Source organism: Glycomyces niveus (genome assembly GCF_017592475.1).
Lineage (GTDB): Bacteria > Actinomycetota > Actinomycetes > Mycobacteriales > Micromonosporaceae > Glycomyces > Glycomyces niveus.
In genome coordinates, this window is record NZ_JAGFNP010000001.1 from 576,541 (window position 1) to 593,327 (window position 16,787).

Annotated in this window: 14 protein-coding genes; 11 read left to right on the forward strand and 3 right to left on the reverse strand. The window is 71.4% G+C overall.

All coding sequences use genetic code 11. The features are described 5' to 3' along the window. Positions 1–104 precede the first annotated feature (104 nt). From J5V16_RS02680 to J5V16_RS02720, 9 genes are all read left to right on the forward strand, one after another. Positions 105–1,004: an NAD kinase gene (locus J5V16_RS02680; protein ID WP_208494422.1), complete on the forward strand. Its 900-nt coding sequence runs from the start codon at positions 105–107 to the stop codon at positions 1,002–1,004. A 209-nt stretch (positions 1,005–1,213) separates the two neighbouring features. Then, positions 1,214–2,950: a DNA repair protein RecN gene (gene recN, locus J5V16_RS02685; RefSeq protein ID WP_208494424.1), complete on the forward strand. Its 1,737-nt coding sequence runs from the start codon at positions 1,214–1,216 to the stop codon at positions 2,948–2,950. A 76-nt stretch (positions 2,951–3,026) separates the two neighbouring features. Next, a complete protein-coding gene (steA, locus tag J5V16_RS02690) occupies positions 3,027–4,229 on the forward strand; it encodes a putative cytokinetic ring protein SteA (protein ID WP_208494426.1) in 1,203 nt (400 codons plus the stop codon). Then, on the forward strand, positions 4,226–5,155 hold the full coding sequence (locus tag J5V16_RS02695) for a copper transporter (RefSeq protein WP_208494428.1): 930 nt from the start codon (positions 4,226–4,228) through the stop codon (positions 5,153–5,155). Before steA ends, J5V16_RS02695 begins: the two co-directional genes overlap by 4 nt. A gap of 10 nt (positions 5,156–5,165) precedes the next feature. Beyond that, entirely contained in the window at positions 5,166–6,062 is an 897-nt protein-coding gene (locus tag J5V16_RS02700; protein ID WP_208494430.1) for a hypothetical protein, read from the forward strand. After that, complete coding sequence (murJ, locus tag J5V16_RS02705) at positions 6,059–7,756, forward strand: murein biosynthesis integral membrane protein MurJ (protein WP_208494432.1); 1,698 nt, start codon at positions 6,059–6,061, stop codon at positions 7,754–7,756. Before J5V16_RS02700 ends, murJ begins: the two co-directional genes overlap by 4 nt. Then, complete coding sequence (locus tag J5V16_RS02710; RefSeq protein ID WP_208494434.1) at positions 7,753–8,850, forward strand: glycosyltransferase family 4 protein; 1,098 nt, start codon at positions 7,753–7,755, stop codon at positions 8,848–8,850. The genes murJ and J5V16_RS02710 overlap by 4 nt, the downstream gene beginning before the upstream one ends. A gap of 7 nt (positions 8,851–8,857) precedes the next feature. Further along, entirely contained in the window at positions 8,858–11,098 is a 2,241-nt protein-coding gene (locus J5V16_RS02715; RefSeq protein ID WP_208494436.1) for a hypothetical protein, read from the forward strand. A gap of 85 nt (positions 11,099–11,183) precedes the next feature. Next, positions 11,184–12,854 carry a CTP synthase gene (locus J5V16_RS02720; RefSeq protein ID WP_408612361.1) on the forward strand — a complete coding sequence of 557 codons (1,671 nt, stop codon included), beginning with the start codon at positions 11,184–11,186 and terminating at the stop codon, positions 12,852–12,854. A gap of 59 nt (positions 12,855–12,913) precedes the next feature. On the opposite strand, the gene J5V16_RS02725 is transcribed toward J5V16_RS02720, so the two are convergent. From J5V16_RS02725 to J5V16_RS02735, 3 genes are all read right to left on the reverse strand, one after another. Beyond that, complete coding sequence (locus J5V16_RS02725) at positions 12,914–13,276, reverse strand: DUF805 domain-containing protein (RefSeq protein WP_208494439.1); 363 nt, start codon at positions 13,274–13,276, stop codon at positions 12,914–12,916. 174 nt (positions 13,277–13,450) lie between these two features. Beyond that, on the reverse strand, positions 13,451–13,837 hold the full coding sequence (locus tag J5V16_RS02730; protein WP_208494440.1) for a DUF805 domain-containing protein: 387 nt from the start codon (positions 13,835–13,837) through the stop codon (positions 13,451–13,453). 102 nt (positions 13,838–13,939) lie between these two features. After that, the gene (locus J5V16_RS02735; protein WP_208494441.1) at positions 13,940–15,451 is read right to left on the reverse strand and encodes an MFS transporter; all 1,512 of its coding nucleotides are present in this window, start codon (positions 15,449–15,451) and stop codon (positions 13,940–13,942) included. Between the two features lie 132 nt (positions 15,452–15,583). Here J5V16_RS02735 and J5V16_RS02740 point away from each other — a divergent pair, with 132 nt between their 5' ends. After that, positions 15,584–16,123: a TetR/AcrR family transcriptional regulator gene (locus tag J5V16_RS02740; protein ID WP_208494442.1), complete on the forward strand. Its 540-nt coding sequence runs from the start codon at positions 15,584–15,586 to the stop codon at positions 16,121–16,123. Between the two features lie 32 nt (positions 16,124–16,155). Then, complete coding sequence (locus tag J5V16_RS02745) at positions 16,156–16,710, forward strand: NUDIX hydrolase (RefSeq protein WP_307792851.1); 555 nt, start codon at positions 16,156–16,158, stop codon at positions 16,708–16,710. Positions 16,711–16,787: the final 77 nt, after the last annotated feature.

The window sequence follows — 16,787 nt, forward strand, 5'->3', positions numbered from 1 at the left end:
AACGGGATTGTGCAAGCGTTCTCATCGGTATGCTCTCCGGTACTCCCGGTGAACCGGGCTGGAGTACAGTTCGAGGCCCTGTAGCCGTCTGAGTAGGAGCGCGAGTGGAGCCGCAGCAGAAGCCGAGCCGTGTCTTGGTGGTCACGCATCCGCTTCGCGAGGATGTGGCGGAGCTCGCCGAGAAGCTGGCGGCCGCACTGCGGGCCGCGGGCGTCGAGGTGAAGATCTGCTCGGGCGCGACCCGCTCCCTCATGCGCCGCGACGCGCTGGTCGTCGGCGGCGAATCGAACGGCGAGACCGCCGACCTCGTGCTCGCCCTCGGCGGCGACGGCACCGTGCTGCGCGCCGCGAAGGTGGCCGCCGAGGCCGACGTGCCGCTGCTCGGCGTCAACTTCGGGAAGGTCGGCTTCCTCGCCGAGGCCGAGACCGGCGAGCTCGAGACCGTCGTGTCGCGCCTCCTCGACGGCGAGTACACCGTCGAGGAGCGCACCGCGCTGTCGGTCGAGGCGATGGGCATCGACGGCGAGGAACACGTCTCCTGGGCGTTCAACGACATCGCGGTGGAGAAGGCCGAGCCCGCGCGGATGCTCGAGCTGTACATCGAGATCGACGGGACCCGCATCTCCCGCTACGGCTCCGACGGGGTCGTGGTGGCCTCGCCGACCGGTTCGACCGCGCACGCGATGTCGGCGGGCGGCCCGGTCGTCTGGCCCGACGTGGACGCGCTCGTGGTGGTGCCCATGAACGCGCACGCGCTGTTCGCGAAGCCGATGGTGGTGCACTCCTCATCGGTGATCCGCATCGGCGTGGAGTCCACCAGCACCGAGGGCGCGCTCGTCGCCGACGGCAAGGAGCTCACCCGGCTCACCTCGGGCGCGACGGTCACGATCCGCCGCTCGGCGCGCCCGGTGCGGCTGGTGCGCATGTCCGGTCAGCCCTTCGCCTCCCGTTTGGTGTCGAAACTCTCTCTGCCCGTTGACGGTTGGCGTCACGGCCGAGTCTGAGGGCCCGCCGGGCGAGCCCAGCCGGTCTGGGCCCGGTCCATTCGCCCGCTCGCTGCGCTGTCGGCCTTCCAGATACAACACCGGTATCTGGAAGGCCTTCCGCCTTGCGAGCGATCAAATGGCCTCGGCCCCAGCCTCGCCCGGGCCCGCCCGGCGGGCCCCACCCGCTCGAGCGCCGATTGTCGGACGGACCGGCTAGGCTTCGAAGCGTGTTGGAGGAGCTTCGCATCCAGAATCTGGGCGTGATCGCTGACGCCACCCTGCCGCTCGATTCCGGCCTGACCTGCATCACCGGTGAGACCGGCGCCGGTAAGACCATGGTCGTCGCCGGTCTGGGTCTGCTGTTCGGCGGTCGTGCCTCCCGTGCCCCCCTCGGCGCGGACAAGGCCCTTGTGGAGGGCCGCTTCGCCGTGGGCGAGCGCGCCCTCGAGCTGCGTGAACGTGCCATCGAGGCCGGCGCCGACCTCGAGGACGGCGAGCTGCTGCTGGCCCGCTCGGTGTCGTCGGAGGGCCGTTCGAAGGCGTGGGTCGGCGGCAGGTCCGCGCCCGTCGGCGTCCTGTCCGAACTGGGCGAGCTGGCGATCTCGGTGCACGGCCAGTCGGACCAGATGCGGCTGCTGCAGCCCGCCGAGCAGCGGGCCGCGCTCGACCGCTTCGCCGGGGCCGACCACGGGAAGATCCTCGACGCCTACCGCGCCGTCTACCACGAGCTCGGGGCCTGCGCCGCCGAGCTCTCGCGGCTGCGCACCAGCGCCCGCGAGATGGCCCGCGAGGCGGACATGCTGCGCCTCGGGCTCGACGAGATCACCGCCGTCGACCCGCAGGAGGGCGAGGACGCCGAACTCGCCGAGGAGGCCCGCCGCCTCGAGAACGCCGAGGCCCTGCGCCTCGCCGCCGCGACCGCGCACGCCGCCATCACCGGCGACCCGGCCACCGGGGAGGGCGGGGCCACCGACACGGTCGGCGCCGCCGCCCGCGCCCTCGAGCACGACGCGCACTCGGACCCGAAGCTCGCCGAGTTCGCCGAGCGCCTGGCCGAGGCCGGGGCGCTCCTCGCCGAAGCGGCCGTGGACCTCTCGGCGTACCTCGACGACCTCGCCGCCGACCCGCGGCGCCTGGAGGAGATCTACCAGCGCCAGGCGGCCATGAAGGCCCTGTTCCGCAAGTACGCCGAGGACCTTCCCGGGGTGCTGGCGTGGGCCGAGAACGCGCAGAAGCGGCTCGGGGAGCTCGACGTCTCCGATGAGCGCGTCGCCGAACTCGAGTCGCAGCACGCGGAGCTGACGGCGCGCGCCGCCGAGCTCGCCGCGCAGTTGCGGGCGTCCCGCCGGGCCGCCGCCGAGCGGTTCTCGGCGTCGGTGTCGGCCGAGCTCAAGGGCCTCGCGATGCCGCACGCCGAGGTGACGGCCGCGGTCGAGCCGCGGCCGGCCGGCCGCGGCGGTGTGGACCTCGCCGTCGAGACGGCGATCTCAGGTGCGACCGAGGACGGGGCCGACGAAGTCGAGCTGCTGCTGCGACCGCACCCGGGCGCGCTCCCGGCGGCCCTGCACAAGGGCGCCTCGGGCGGTGAGCTCTCGCGCGTGATGCTCGCGATCGAAGTGGTGTTCGCCGAGATCGGCGGCCCGCCGGTGCTCGTGTTCGACGAGGTCGACGCGGGCGTGGGCGGCGGCGCGGCGATCGAGATCGGCCGCTGCCTCGCCAAGCTCGCCCGCCGCCACCAGGTCCTGGTCGTCACCCACCTGCCGCAGGTCGCGGCGTTCGCGGACCGCCACCTGGTGGTCTCGAAGGACACGTCGGGGGCCGTCACGGTCTCGGGCGTGCGCGTGGTCGACGACGCGGAGCGGGCGCGTGAGCTTGCTCGCATGCTCGCGGGGATGCCCGATTCGCACCTGGGCGTGGCGCACGCAGAGGAGCTGCTGGCAGAGGCCGCGAAGATGAAGTCGTAGGGTTGTCCGATTCGCGCGGTTCGCCCCGGCGAGCCGTCGCCTCGGCACCGGCGATCGGATGGCATGATGATGCACGATGCGTGTACCTAGCTTGCGGTTGCCCGGGCGGAGCCCGGAGGGCGACCCCTCCGAAGACCGGCTGGTCGGCACCGCCCGCCTCGACCGCCGCACCAAGCGTCTGTGCGGCCGGCTCGAACCCGGCGACATCGCGATCATCGACCACGTCGACCTCGACCGGGTCGCCGCCGACACCTTGGTCGGCACCGGCGTCCCGGTGGTGGTGAACGCCTCCAAGTCGATCTCGGGCCGCTACCCGAACCTCGGCCCCGAAGTGCTCGTCAAGGCCGGGATCGTCCTCATCGACGGCGTCGGCGACGAGATCTTCGACCGGGTCCGCGAGGGCCGGTCCGTCTCGGTCGACATCGAGGCCGGCGCGATCTACTCCGGCGGCGACCTCATCGCCGAGGGCGCGGTCCAGACCGCCGCCACGGTGAGCGCGGACATGGAGGCCGCGAAGGAGGGGCTCTCGATCCAGCTGGAGGCCTTCGCCGCCAACACGATGGAGTACCTCAAGCGCGAGCGGGACCTCCTGCTCGACGGCGTCGGCGTGCCCGACGTGAAGACCTCCTTCAACGGCCGCCACGCGCTCATCGTCATCCGCGGCTACAACTACAAAGAGGACATCGACGTCCTGCGCCCGTACATCCGCGAGTTCAAGCCCGTGCTCGTCGGCGTGGACGGCGGCGCGGACGCGCTCCTCGAGGCCGGGTACACGCCCGACATGATCGTGGGCGACATGGACTCGGTCTCGGACGACGCGCTCCGCTGCGGCGCCGAGATCGTCGTCCACGCCTACGCCGACGGCCGCGCGCCCGGCATGGAGCGCATGGACAAGCTAGGGGTCCCCGCGATCCCGTTCCCGGCCGCGGCCACCTCCGAGGACATCGCGATGCTCATGGCCGACGAGAAGGGCGCGGAGCTCATCTGCGCCGTCGGCACGCACGTCACCATGGTCGAGTTCCTCGACAAGGGACGCGGCGGCATGGCCTCCACGTTCCTCACCCGCCTGCGCGTCGGCGGCAAGCTCGTCGACGCCAAGGGCGTCTCGCGCCTCTACCGCCAGGACATGTCGATCTCCGCGCTGCTCCTGCTCATCGTCTCCGGGCTCGCCGCGATGGCCACCGCCGTGGCGATCTCGACGGTGGGCCGCTCCTTCGTCGACGTCATCGCCGACTGGTGGGACGGACTGCTCTTCCAAATCCAAAGGCTGTTCTCGTGATCAACTTCCGCTATCACCTGGTGAGCCTCACCGCGGTGTTCCTCGCCCTCACCGTGGGCCTCATCCTCGGCACGGCCGCCCTCAACGGCCCCGCCATCGAGGCCTTCGAGAGCAACATCCAGAGCCTGCGCGACAGCAACGAGCAGCTGCGGGACCAGGCCGAGCAGTTGGAGGCCGACCTCGAGGACGACCAGGCCTTCGCCGAAGCGGTCGCCCCCTCCTACCTCGCCGGGCAGCTCACCGGCCGCAACGTGCTCGTCGTCGCCCTCCCCGGCGCCGACACCGCCTATGTGGACGGCGCGGTCGAGATGCTCGGGTACGCCGGGGCCACGGTCTCGGGCCGCCTCTCGATCCTCGACGACTTCTTCGACCCGGCCAACACCGGCACCCTCGGCGACCTCGCCGAGACCACCACGCCCGACACCGTCACCACCCCCGTCACCTACGACGGCGTGACCGCGATGAGCTACGTGCTCGGCGCGGTCACCACCGGCGAGGCCGCCGGGGCCACGGTCGCGATCACCGCGGGGGACATCACCACCGTCACCACCGGCCTGAGCGACCTCGGGATGCTCACCGTCGAGGTCACGCCGACCGGCGTCGCCGACGGCGTCCTCATCCTCGCCGGGCCCGGCTCGACGGACTCCGACGCGGCCGACCGCAACGCCGGCATGGTCGCGTTCACCACCGAGTTCGCCGCCGACGACCCGACGGTCTACGCCGCCACCACCTCGACCGGCGACGGCAACCCGATCAAGATCCTCCGCACCGACAACGCCGACACCGTCGCCACCGTCGACAACGCCGCCCTCACCCAGGGCCAGATCGCCGCGGTCGCCGCGCTCGCCGACTACGTCAACACGAACACCGTCGATCACCTGGGCACCGGGGAGGGCGCTTCCGGCCTGCTTCCCGCCGCGGCCTAGTATCGCGCCCATGAGCCAGCTAACGCGCACGGTAGGGCGGGCGTTCATCGGAGGCCTCGCCGCGGGCGGCACGATCGCCGCGATCAGCGCCGTACGGCGCTCCAAATGGGCGGCCGAACTGGAACGCGTCAACCACAAGGGCGACACCGTGTCCCTGGCCGAAGGGCCTGGGATCACCGTGGGCGCCACAGCAGGAGCCGTCCTCGGCGCGAACTCCCCGGCTTACGCCGCCGCCGCGGCGACCGCCGGCCTCACCGCCGGGGGGGTCGGCCTCTACGACGACATGGCCGACGCCAAGGGCGAGAAGGCCAAAGGCTTCAAGGGCCACGTCGGCGCCCTGCTGAAGGGCCGCCTCAGCGCGGGCCTGATCAAGATTCTCGGCATCTCCACCGCCGGGATCGCAGCGGCCGCCCTCATCGACCTGCAGAACGGCGATCTCACCGACGAGCGCCGCCCGCTGATCCGCCGCCTCTGGAACGTCGGCGTCGGCGGCGGCGTCATCGCGGGCGCCGCCAACGTGGTCAACCTGTTCGACCTGCGGCCCGGCCGCGCCCTCAAGGTCGTCACCCTCGCCGCCGCGCCGCTCTCGCGCCCCGCGGGCGCGAAGTCCGACCGCGCCACGGCAGCCGGCGGCGCCAACACCGCGCTCGCGGTCTCCGCGGCCGCCGGCGCCGCCATGGCCGAAGATCTCGAAGGCAAGACCATGCTCGGCGACGGCGGCGCGAACGCCCTCGGCGCGCTCCTCGGCCTCGCCTACATCGCCCGCACCGGCATGATCGGCCGCCACGTCGCCCTCGCGGGCGTCGCTGCCCTCATCGCCGCCTCCGAAAAAGTGAGCTTCACGAAAGTGATCGCCGAGACGCCCGTGCTGCGGGAGTTGGACGAGCTGGGTCGGACGAAGTCTTGACCGAGACCCGACGCGAAGTCGGTCGTGCCGCCTCGGTCATCGGTGCGATCACCGTCGCCTCCCGCCTGGCCGGATTCGGCCGCACCATGGTGTTCACCTGGGCGGTCGGCGCGGGCACCCTCGGGGCGGTCTACCAGACCGCCAACGGCATCCCCAACATCATCTTCGAACTCGTGGCCGGAGGCGCGCTCGCCGCCCTCGTCATCCCGCTGCTCGCCGCCCCACTGGCGAGGCACGAACCCGAGCAAGTCAGCCACATCGCCTCCGCGCTGCTGACCTGGGCCCTGACCATCCTCGTCCCAGCCGGGCTCATCGTCGCGGTCTTCGCCCGGCACATCATCGAACTGCTCTCCGGCGGCGGCTACTCGGAAGAGGGCATCGACGCCGGAACCCAGATGCTCGTGCTCTTCGCTCCGCAGCTGCCGCTCTACGGCGTCGCGGTCGTCCTCACCGGCATCCTCCAGTCGCACCGACGCTTCGCCTGGCCCGCCCTCGCCCCGCTCCTCTCGAGCGTCGTCATGGCAGGGGTCTACGTCCTTTACGGCCTGACTTCCGGCCGCAACTACAAGGTCGAACACGTCACCGAGAGTGAACTGGTCCTCCTCGCACTCGGCACCACCGTCGGCGTCGCCGTCCTCGCCGGATCGCTCATTATGCCCCTGCGCGGCCTCCACCTGCGCATCCGCCCGGTTTGGCGGTTGGAGACCCACGTCGCCTCGGGCCTGAAGTCCCTCGCCATCGCCGGGGCGATCACCGTCGGCGCGCAGCAGCTTTGCCAGGCACTGCTCATAACGCTCGCCAACCGCGCGGGGGAAGGACCCGCCGCGGTCTTCACCATCTCGCAGACCTTCTTCCTGCTGCCGTGGGCCATCCTCGCCGTCCCGCTCGCGACCGCCGCCTACCCGATCCTCGCCGAGGCCTACTCGCTCGGCGAGAACGACCGCTTCGAGCGGCGGCTCTCCCAGACCGGCCGCGCGATCCTGCTGCTCTCAGGCCTCGGGGTCGCCGCCCTCGCGGGCATCGCCGAACCCATCGCCACGGTCCTGTCCTCGGTGTCCCCGGACAAGTCAGAAGCGACGCTGGAGCAGTTCCGCGGCACGCTCACCGGCCTCGCGTTCGGACTCTTCGGATACTCGGTCTTCGCGATCTACTCGCGCGGCCTCTATGCCATCGGCCGCAACAAGTACGCCGCCGGAGCGACCTCGATCGGCTGGGCCGCGGGAGCGGTCGCCGCGATCGTCCTCTCCATGGTCATGCCTGTCGAGGACCGCACGCTCGCGCTCGCCATCGCCTGGTCCGTGGGCATGACCGTCATCGGCCTCGCCCTCACCGCCGCAATCGCCCGCCACACCGGGGCGGCCAGCCTCAAGGGCATCCCCCGGGCCGCGCTCGCCACCGTCCTCGCGGCCGTCGTGGCCGTCCTCGCCGCGCGCGAACTCATCGTCCTGTGGGGCCACGCGGACACGTTCTACACGGCGCTCTTCCAGGGCGTCGTCGTCGGCGCCGCGACCGGCGTCGTCTACCTCGGCGTCGCCGCGCTCATCGGCGGATCCGGTGTCGTGCAGCCCGTCCTGCGACGCGCTGGCATAATCCGGTCCGGACGAACGGACGACACCGCTCCGGACGACAGCACGCCCGAAGACCCCACTCCTGAAGACCACGCGCCCGACGAGACCAGTGGAGCAGACAAGTGAGCCATCGCCGTATCGCCTTGGTGCTCGGCCCTTCGACCGGCGGCATCGGGACGCACGTCGCGTCGCTCGCGGCGGGCCTGGTCGAACGCGGCGACGCCGTCCTCGTCGTCGGCCCGCCCGAGACCGAGGAGCGCTTCGGCTTCCGCGCCCGCGGCGCCCGCTTCGCGCCCGCGCCCATCACCGCCAAGCCCTCGCCCGAACTCCCGCTCGCCTGGTGGGCCGCGCGAAACGCCTTGCGCGGCATCACGGGCCGCGGCGTCGACCTCGTGCACGCCCACGGCCTCACCGCCGGGATCACCGCGCTCGCGGCCCGCCCCGCCGGCGCCGCGCTCGTCACGACCTGGCACAACCAGCTCATCACCGCCGGGTTCAAGCGGCGCGTCTCCGACGAGATCGAGAAGCGGCTCGCGCGCGGCGTCGACGTCGCCCTCGCCGCCTCCTCCGACCTCCACGAGCACCTGGTCGACCTCGGCGCCCGCGACGCCCGTCTCGCGCCCGTCGCCGCCCCGCCGCGTGTCGCCGTGAGCGACGCCGGCGCGGTCCGCGCCGAACTCGGCATCGGCGACCGCCCGCTGCTGCTCTCTGTGGGCCGCCTGCACCCGCAGAAGGACTACGACACCCTCATCGCCGCCGCGGCGCGCTGGACCGACCTCGACGCCCCGCCCGTGGTCGCCGTCGCCGGCGACGGACCCGAACGGATGCGCCTGCAAGCGCTCATCGACGCCTCCGGCGCCGACGTGCGCCTGCTCGGCCACCGCACCGACGTGGCCGACCTCCTCGCCGCCGCCGACCTCGCCGTCATCTCCAGCCAGTGGGAGGCCCGCCAGCTCTTCGCACAGGAGGTCATGCAGGCCGGCGTGCCGCTCGTGACCACCCGCACCGGCGGCATACCCGAACTCGTGGGCGACGCGGCCGCGTACTTCGAAGTCGGGGACGTGGACGGCCTCGACCGGACCGTGCGCGACCTCCTCGCCGATCCCGAGCGCCTGGCCGGCTACGGGGAGAAGAGCCTCGCCCGCGCGGCAACCTGGCCCGACGAGGCCCAGATGCTCGACGCCCTCGACGCGCTCTACCTGGAACTGACGGGAAGATAGCGCCGCCGTGTCGCGACAACTCGACGCCGGGCGACTGACCCGCAAGGCCCGCAAGAGGATCACCAGGGGCATCGCCGACAACCTCGGCCCGATCGCGGCTTGGTTCGGCGTCGCCGTCCTCGCGGTCTTCGCGGTCGTCCAGCTCCTCCCCGAAGACGGCGAAGAGGCCCTGCCCACCACCGTCGAATCCGTCGTGCTCCTCGGCGTCAGCGGCCTCACCTGGACCGACGTCGACGCCGAGACCACCCCGAACCTCGCCGCGCTGGCACAGAACGGCTCCCTCGCGGAGCTGAACACGAACTCGGGCCGCAACTTCACGTGCGCGCTCGACGGCTGGCTCACCCTCTCGGCGGGCGCCCCCGCCGTGAGCGACCCGTACGGCCAGGGCTCCTCGTGCGACCCGGTCTCGGCCGAGCAGATCAGCGTCGAGGACGGCACCGCCACCGTGGGGGACATGACGGACCTCGTCACCCTCAACCGCGACCTCGACCAGGGCACCCAGCTCGGGACGCTCGCGGCCGGCACCAGCTGCGCGACCGCGGTCGGCCCCGGCGCGGCGTACGCCACCGCGAACTCGGTCGGCCGCGTCGGCGAGTACCGCTCCGCCCTGCCCGCGGGGGACCAGCTGATCGAGGCGCTGGCCGAATGCCCGCTCACCGTCGTGGACGGCGGCGTCCTGCCGGTCGAGGAGCGGGCGCGGGCCGAGGCGCTCGCGGACCTCGACGCCGCGGTGGGGGAGCTCCAGGCCGCGCGCGGCGAGGACTCGGCGCTCATCGTCTCGGGGCTCGCCCAAGTGGCCGAACCGAACCGGCTGCTCGCGACGGTCGCGAACTTCGGCGACGAGGACGGCCACAACCTGCTCGACCTGCCCGCGGAGCGCCCCGGCTACCTGCGGCTGACCGACCTCACCGCGACGATCCTGACGCTCCTGGACTCGCCGCTGCCGGACACCACGAGCGGGACGGCCGCTGGCGCCACCGCCGATTTGCTGTCCTATGAGGACCGACAAGCGGTGTTCGACGACACCGACTCGCGGCTCATGGCCGCCTCGGTCGCCGCCCCGGCCACCCAGTGGCTCCAGGTGCTCCTGTTCCTCGCCTTGACCTTCGTGGCCTGGCCGCTGCTGCACCTGCTGCGCAGCGCCGGGCAGCCGGGCGTGAAGCCGCCGCCGCTGTGGCTCATGCGCTTGAACATCGTCTCGGCGCTCGTGTGCGCGCTGTTCGTGGCCGCCGCGATCCTCGCGGACTTCTTCGGCTGGTGGTCGGCCGCGCACCCGGGCGTCATCGGCCCGCTCACCGCGCTCGGCATCGCCGTCGTCTGCGCGTTCATCGCGATCGGCCTGCCCGGCCGCCACGGTCCCGCGGCCCTCATGGTCGCCGTCTCGGCGTTCGGGCTCATCGTGACCGTCCTCGCGATGCTCCTGCACACGGAGGACCCGCTCGGGACCCTCCTCGGCGACTACACGGTGGCCGACTCCGCGTCGAACGCGCTCGGACCGGTCGCCACCGGCATGTTCATCGCCTCGCTGTGGCTGCTCGCCGCGGCCGTCGCGTGGCGGCTCCCGCGGCGCTTCCAGTCCCCGGCGATGGCCGGGATCGGCTGCGTCGGCGTGCTCGTCGTCTCGGCCGGGTTCCTCGGCGACTCCGTCCCCGCGGCGGTCGCGATCATCGTCGGGACCTGCCTCGCGGCGGCGCTCGCCACCGGCGGCTGGGTCACCTTCCCGCGCTTCGCCTGGTCGGGGCTGGCCGGCGTCGCGGTCCTGTTCGGGCTCTCCTGGATCGACTATCAGCGTCCCGTCGCCGAACGCGGCGAGCTCGGCTCGTTCCTCGGCGACATCATGGGCGACACGAACGGGGTCATCGCCTCCGGCGTCGGCTCGAACATCGTGGCGGTCTTCACGTCGCCGCTGAGCGTGCTCACCGTCATGGCCGGGGCCTACTGCTGGCTGGTCCTGCTGCGCCCCGGTGGCGGCCTGCGCCGGGCCTTCGGCCTCTACCCGCCGCTGCGCGCCGCGTTCTCCGCCGCCGTGGCCGGATCGGCGATCGCGGGCCTCCTCCTCGGCAAGGGCCTCATGAGCCTCGGTGCGGCCCTCGCGGTCATGGTTCCCTTGGCGGTCATCATGAGCCACCGCGTCCTGGCCCGCGCGCACGTCAAGGACGGCCAGTACTCGGACATGATCGTCGACGCACCCTCGTGGGTCGATGAGGAAAACGGCGGTGAAAGTGTTAGTGTGGAATCCCGTGGATGATGCGATCCACCGGCTGTTTTCAATAACGGCTCGATCGACACGATTACCACGGGAGTTCGCTTTGGCCAGCGCCGCTAATGGTCAGATCCGTTCCACGAAGCACCTCTTCGTCACCGGTGGGGTCACCTCCGCCCTGGGCAAGGGGATGACCGCCGCCAGTCTCGGCAATCTGCTGACCGCGCGCGGGCTGTACGTGGTGATGCAGAAGATCGACCCGTACCTCAACGTCGACCCCGGCACCATGAACCCGTACGAGCACGGCGAGGTCTTCGTCACCGACGACGGCGGTGAGACCGACCTCGACATCGGCAACTACGAGCGGTTCCTCGACCGCAACCTCTCGAAGTACGCGAACGTGACCACCGGCCAGGTGTACTCCGACGTCATCGCCAAGGAGCGCCGCGGCGACTACCTGGGCGCGACCGTGCAGGTCATCCCGCACATCACGAACGAGATCAAGGCGCGCCTGGCGGCGATGGCCGACCCCGACCCCGAGACCGGGCGCGTCCCCGACGTGGTCATCACCGAGGTCGGCGGCACGGTGGGCGACATCGAGTCGCTGCCGTTCCTGGAGGCGATCCGCCAGTACCGGCACGACATCGGGCGCGACAACTGCTTCTTCCTGCACGTCTCGCTGGTGCCGTACCTGGCGGCGTCCTCGGAGATGAAGACGAAGCCGACGCAGCACTCGGTGGCGCAGCTGCGCAGCATCGGCATCCAGCCCGACGCGATCGTGTGCCGCTCGGACCGGCCGCTGCCGGACGGGCTGAAGAGCAAGATCGCGGGTTTCTGCGACGTGGACGACGCGGCGGTCGTCTCGGCGCCGGACTCGAAGTCGATCTACGAGATCCCGAAGACCCTGCACTCCGAGGGCCTGGACGCGTACGTGGTGCGCAAGCTCGACCTGCCGTTCCGGGACGTGGACTGGACGCGCTGGGACGACCTGCTCGACCGGGTTCACCACCCGGTGGCGACCGTCGAGGTCGCGATCGTGGGCAAGTACGTCGAGCTGCCCGACGCGTACAAGTCCGTGGTGGAGGCGCTCAGCGCGGCCGGGTTCGCGAACCGCGCGAAGGTGAAGGTCCGCTGGGTCATCTCGGACGAGTGCGCGACGCCGGAGGGCACCGCGAAGGCGCTCGCCGGGGTGGACGCGGTGGTCATCCCGGGCGGGTTCGGCGACCGGGGCGTGCCCGGGAAGCTGCAGGCGCTCACCTGGTCGCGGACGCGGCTGGTGCCGACCCTGGGCCTGTGCCTGGGCATGCAGTGCATGGCGATCGAGGGCCTGCGCGAGGTCGCGGGGCTCGTGGGCGCGAACTCGGAGGAGTTCGACGGCGAGGCCGAGCACCTGGTCATCTCGACGATGGCCGACCAGACCGACATCGTGGCCGGGCGCGGCGACATGGGCGGGACGATGCGCTTGGGCACGTACCCGGCGAAGCTGGCCGAGGGTTCGATCGCGGCCGAGGTGTACGGCGCGACCGAGGTCAACGAGCGGCACCGCCACCGCTACGAGGTGAACAACGCCTACCGCGATCAGCTGGTGAAGTCCGGTTTCGTGATCTCGGGCCTGTCGCCCGACGGGCGCCTGGTCGAGTTCATCGAGCTCGACCGCGATGTGCACCCGTACTACATCGCGACGCAGGCGCACCCTGAGCTCAAGTCCCGCCCGACCCGTCCGCACCCGCTGTTCGCGGGCCTGGTGGAGGCGGCGCTCAAGCGCCAGGCGGCGGAGCGCCTCGACATCGAAGCGGCGTAAGCGAATACGCGAGAGCGGGCCACTCCCACCGGGAGTGGCCCGCTCTCGTTCTCGGGGGGTTAGCCGACCGGGACGGCCTTCGGGTCGGGGCCGTACTGGTTGGTGCCCTGGGCGCCCTCGGGGATGCAGATGATCAGCAGGATGATCCCGCCGACGCCCGGCACGAAGTTGATGAGGTACCACCAGCCGGACTTGTCGACGTCGTGCAGGCGGCGCACGAACACGGCGATCGTGGGCAGCAGGAGCGCGAGCGAGTACAGGCCGAGGACGAAGATCATCGGCGAGGTCGGGTCGTTCAGGAAGGGGATGTAGAGGGCGATGAAGACGATGTAGAAGGCGAGGAGGTACAGCCAGAACTCCTTTCGGCGGGCGCGGCCGGAGAAGTCGGCGTACTTCTTGAGGGGAGCAAGAATCCACTCCATGGTGATTCCTTTCAAGAGCGTCCGGGGGAGGGGACGCAGGGGTTTCATCGGGGGTAGGGGTCCTGGGCCAGGACCGGAGGAGAATTTATCACGTCCGCTGTGGAATCGGGGCGGGAGTTTTCACCGAAACGGCGAAGGCGGGACCCCTTCGGGTCCCGCCTTTGTCGCTTTCGCTTATGCGCCTTTGGGATTGGGTCCATAGCGGTTGGGGCCGGGTTCGCTGTCGAAGAGGTTGAACACGAGCAGGACGATCCAGCCGACGCACGGGACCAGCCCGATGAACCACCACCAGCCGGTGCGGCCGGTGTCGTGGAGCCGCCGCACCTGGACGGCGATGGTCGGGATGATGAGCGCGAGGGCGTAGATCAAGGCGAGGTAGTTGAAGAAGTTCGGGTCGTCCCCTAGGTAGTTCCAGTCGCTCGCGTCGTCCGGCCGGTTGCTCAGGCACCCCAGGATCGCGCTGATGACGGCGTTGACGATGACGAACCACCAGTACTCGCGGCGGCGGGAGCGGCCGCTGAACACCGCGTACTTCTTGAGGGCGGTCATGTACCAGCTCATTGCCGTGCCCCTTCCCCGCCCCGCAGGGGCGATCCGCTGACCGGGTCCCAAATGGACCCGGTCAGAGAATCGTAGGACGAATCGTCCGGTAGGGAAGCCGCTTCAGCGTTCTGCGGTGCGCGTGCGCAGTGCCCGGCCGACGGCGACGGCGGCGACGAGGACCAGGACCGCGGCGATGACCGCGACGGTGCGCAGGCCGTCGGTGAACGCGGTGCGGGCGGCCTCGAGGAGCGCTTCCCCGGCGGCGGCGGGCATGGCCGCTGCCGCGTGCACGGCCTCTCCCAGGGTCTGCGCCGCGGCGGCCGGGGCGTCGCCGAGCTCGGCCCGGTAGATCCCGGTCGCGAGCGACCCGAGCAGGGCCACGCCCATGGCGCCGCCGAGCTCGTACGCGGTCTCGGAGATCGCCGAGGCCGCGCCCGCCCGGTGGGCCGGGGCGGCGGCGAGGATCGCGTCGTTCGTGATCGTCTGCGCCAGCCCGGAGCCGCCGCCGATGAGCGCGAACGCGACCGCGACGACCGCGGCGCCGGCGTCGACGCCGATGAACGTCATCGCGGCGAACCCGGCGATGATGAGCACCAGACCGCCGATGACCGTGCGCACCATGCCGATCCGCTCGCTCATGCGGACCGCGAGCAGCCCGGTCACGACGGAGACGGCCATGCCCGGCAGGAGCAGCAGCCCCGCCCGCATGGGGGAGAAGCCCAGCACCAGCTGCAGGTACTGCGTCAGCAGGAACAGCGAGGAGATCATCGCGAACACGATGGTGAAGTTCGTGGCGAGCGAGGCGCTGAAGCGGCGGATACGGAACAGGCCCACGTCGAGCAGCGGGTGCTCGAGGCGCTGCTGGCGACACACGAACCACACGCCCGCGGCCGCGCCGACCGCGATCGCGGCCGCCGCCGGGACCGTGACGCCGTGCTCGGCGATGGTCTTGACGCCGTAGACGAACGGGAACATCGCCAGGAACGACAGGGCGACGCTCGGCAGGTCGATCCGGCCCGGGTCCGGGTCCTTCGACTCCGGCAGCAGGAACGGCGCGGCGAAGAGCACGGCGATCGAGACCGGCGCGGCCATGAGGAACACCGAGCCCCACCAGAAGTGCTCGAGCAGCCAACCGCCGAGGATCGGCCCGAGGGCCGAGCCGGCCGAGAAGCCGGAGGCCCAGATGGCGATGGCGAACTTGCGCTGGCGGTCGTCGTGGAAGAGGTTCCGCATGAGCGCCAGCGTGGTCGGCATGAGGGTCGCGCCCGCGAGGCCGAGGAGGGCGCGCGCGGCGATGAGGGCCTCGGCGGTGGGCGCGTAGGCGGCCAGGACGCTCGCGGCGGCGAACGCGGCCGAGCCGATGACGAGCAGCCGGCGGCGGCCGATGCGGTCGCCGAGGGTGCCCATGGTGACCAGGAGCCCGGCGAGCACGAAGCCGTAGACGTCGACGATCCACAGCAGCTGCGAGCTGGAGGGCGCGAGGTCTTCGGACAGGAACGGCACGGCGAAGCCGAGCACCGTCATGTCGATCGAGATGAGCAGCACCGGGAGCACCAGCACCGTGAGCGCCCAGCCCTGCTTGGCGCTGATGCGGGCGCGCGGCTCCTGCGGGGCGCGAAGCGTGGCGGCCATGGGTTTCACTACTTTCTTGACGTGAGCCGCGGCACGGCTCGCGAGGCGGCATCCCAGACACCGGGCGTGCCGGAGACCGACACGCCCCTCGACTGTACCGTCCGGACGGTACAGTAGTCACCAGGAGGAAACATGAAAGAGCCGGAGATCACCACCCGGGACCGCATCCTGAACGCGCTCCAGCGACTGCTCGTGGATGAGGGCTCCTCGGGAGTGACCCTCGAGAAGGTCGCCGCCGCGGCGGGCGTCTCCAAAGGCGGGCTGCTGTACCACTTCAAGTCCAAGTCCGACCTTTACGACGGCCTGGCCCGCCGCCACCGCGCCGTCGAGGAGGCCAACATCGCGAAGGCCCGCGAAAGCGGCGTCGTCGAGATGTTCCTCGAGGTCTCCTGGGTCGAATCCGAGGAGTCGGCGGCCGGACTCTGGGCGCTGCTCACCGCGCTGCGAGGCAAGGGCGAACTCTCCGAGCAGGCCCGCGCCGACGTGCTCTTCATCTTCAACGGCTGGCGCGACCTCATCCACGAACAGGTCGCCGACCCCGTGACCGCCGAGATCGTGCGCCTGGTCGGCGACGGCCTCTTCCTCTCGGCGCTGGCCGGCGCCCCGCTCCCCGACCGCGAGGTCGTGGAGCAGATCCTCCGGCGCCTGCGCATCGACGCCGCGGAGTCCTGATCCCGAAACCTGAGCGGACTAGTGTGGCCCTCGTGCATGAGTACCGAGTCCTCGACAGCGAAATCATCCACCGCGGCTGGGCCTACGAGCTGACCGCCGAGACCATCGCGATGCCCGGAGGGGGCACCGCGAAGCGCGAGTTCATCAAGCACGTCGGCGCGGTCCTCACCGTCCCGCTCGACGACCAGGGCCGCGTCGGCCTGATCCGGCAGTTCCGGGTGCCCGCCAAAGAGGTCCTGTGGGAGCTCCCGGCGGGCCTGCGCGACGTCGAAGGCGAGGACCTGGAGCTGGCCGCGCGCCGCGAGCTGGCCGAGGAGGCCGACCTCCACGCCGCCGAACTCGTCAAGCTCGGCGAGTTCTACTCCACCCCCGGCATCTCCAGCGAGGTCATCCACTACTACCTCGCCACCGGCCTCACCCCCGTCCCCGAGGCGGACCTGCACCAGCGCACCGACGAGGAGACCCACATCGAGCTCGCCTGGTGGGACCTCGACAAGGCGCTCACCGCCGTCGCCGAAGGCGAGATCCGCAACGGCGTCTGCGCCCTCGCCCTGACGCTCACCAAGCTCCACCTCGACCGCGCCTAGCTGCAGAGCGCACGCTCACATGGCCCGTCGCACGTTGTGCGGCGGGCCTCTTTACGATCACAGCGACGACGCCGTCC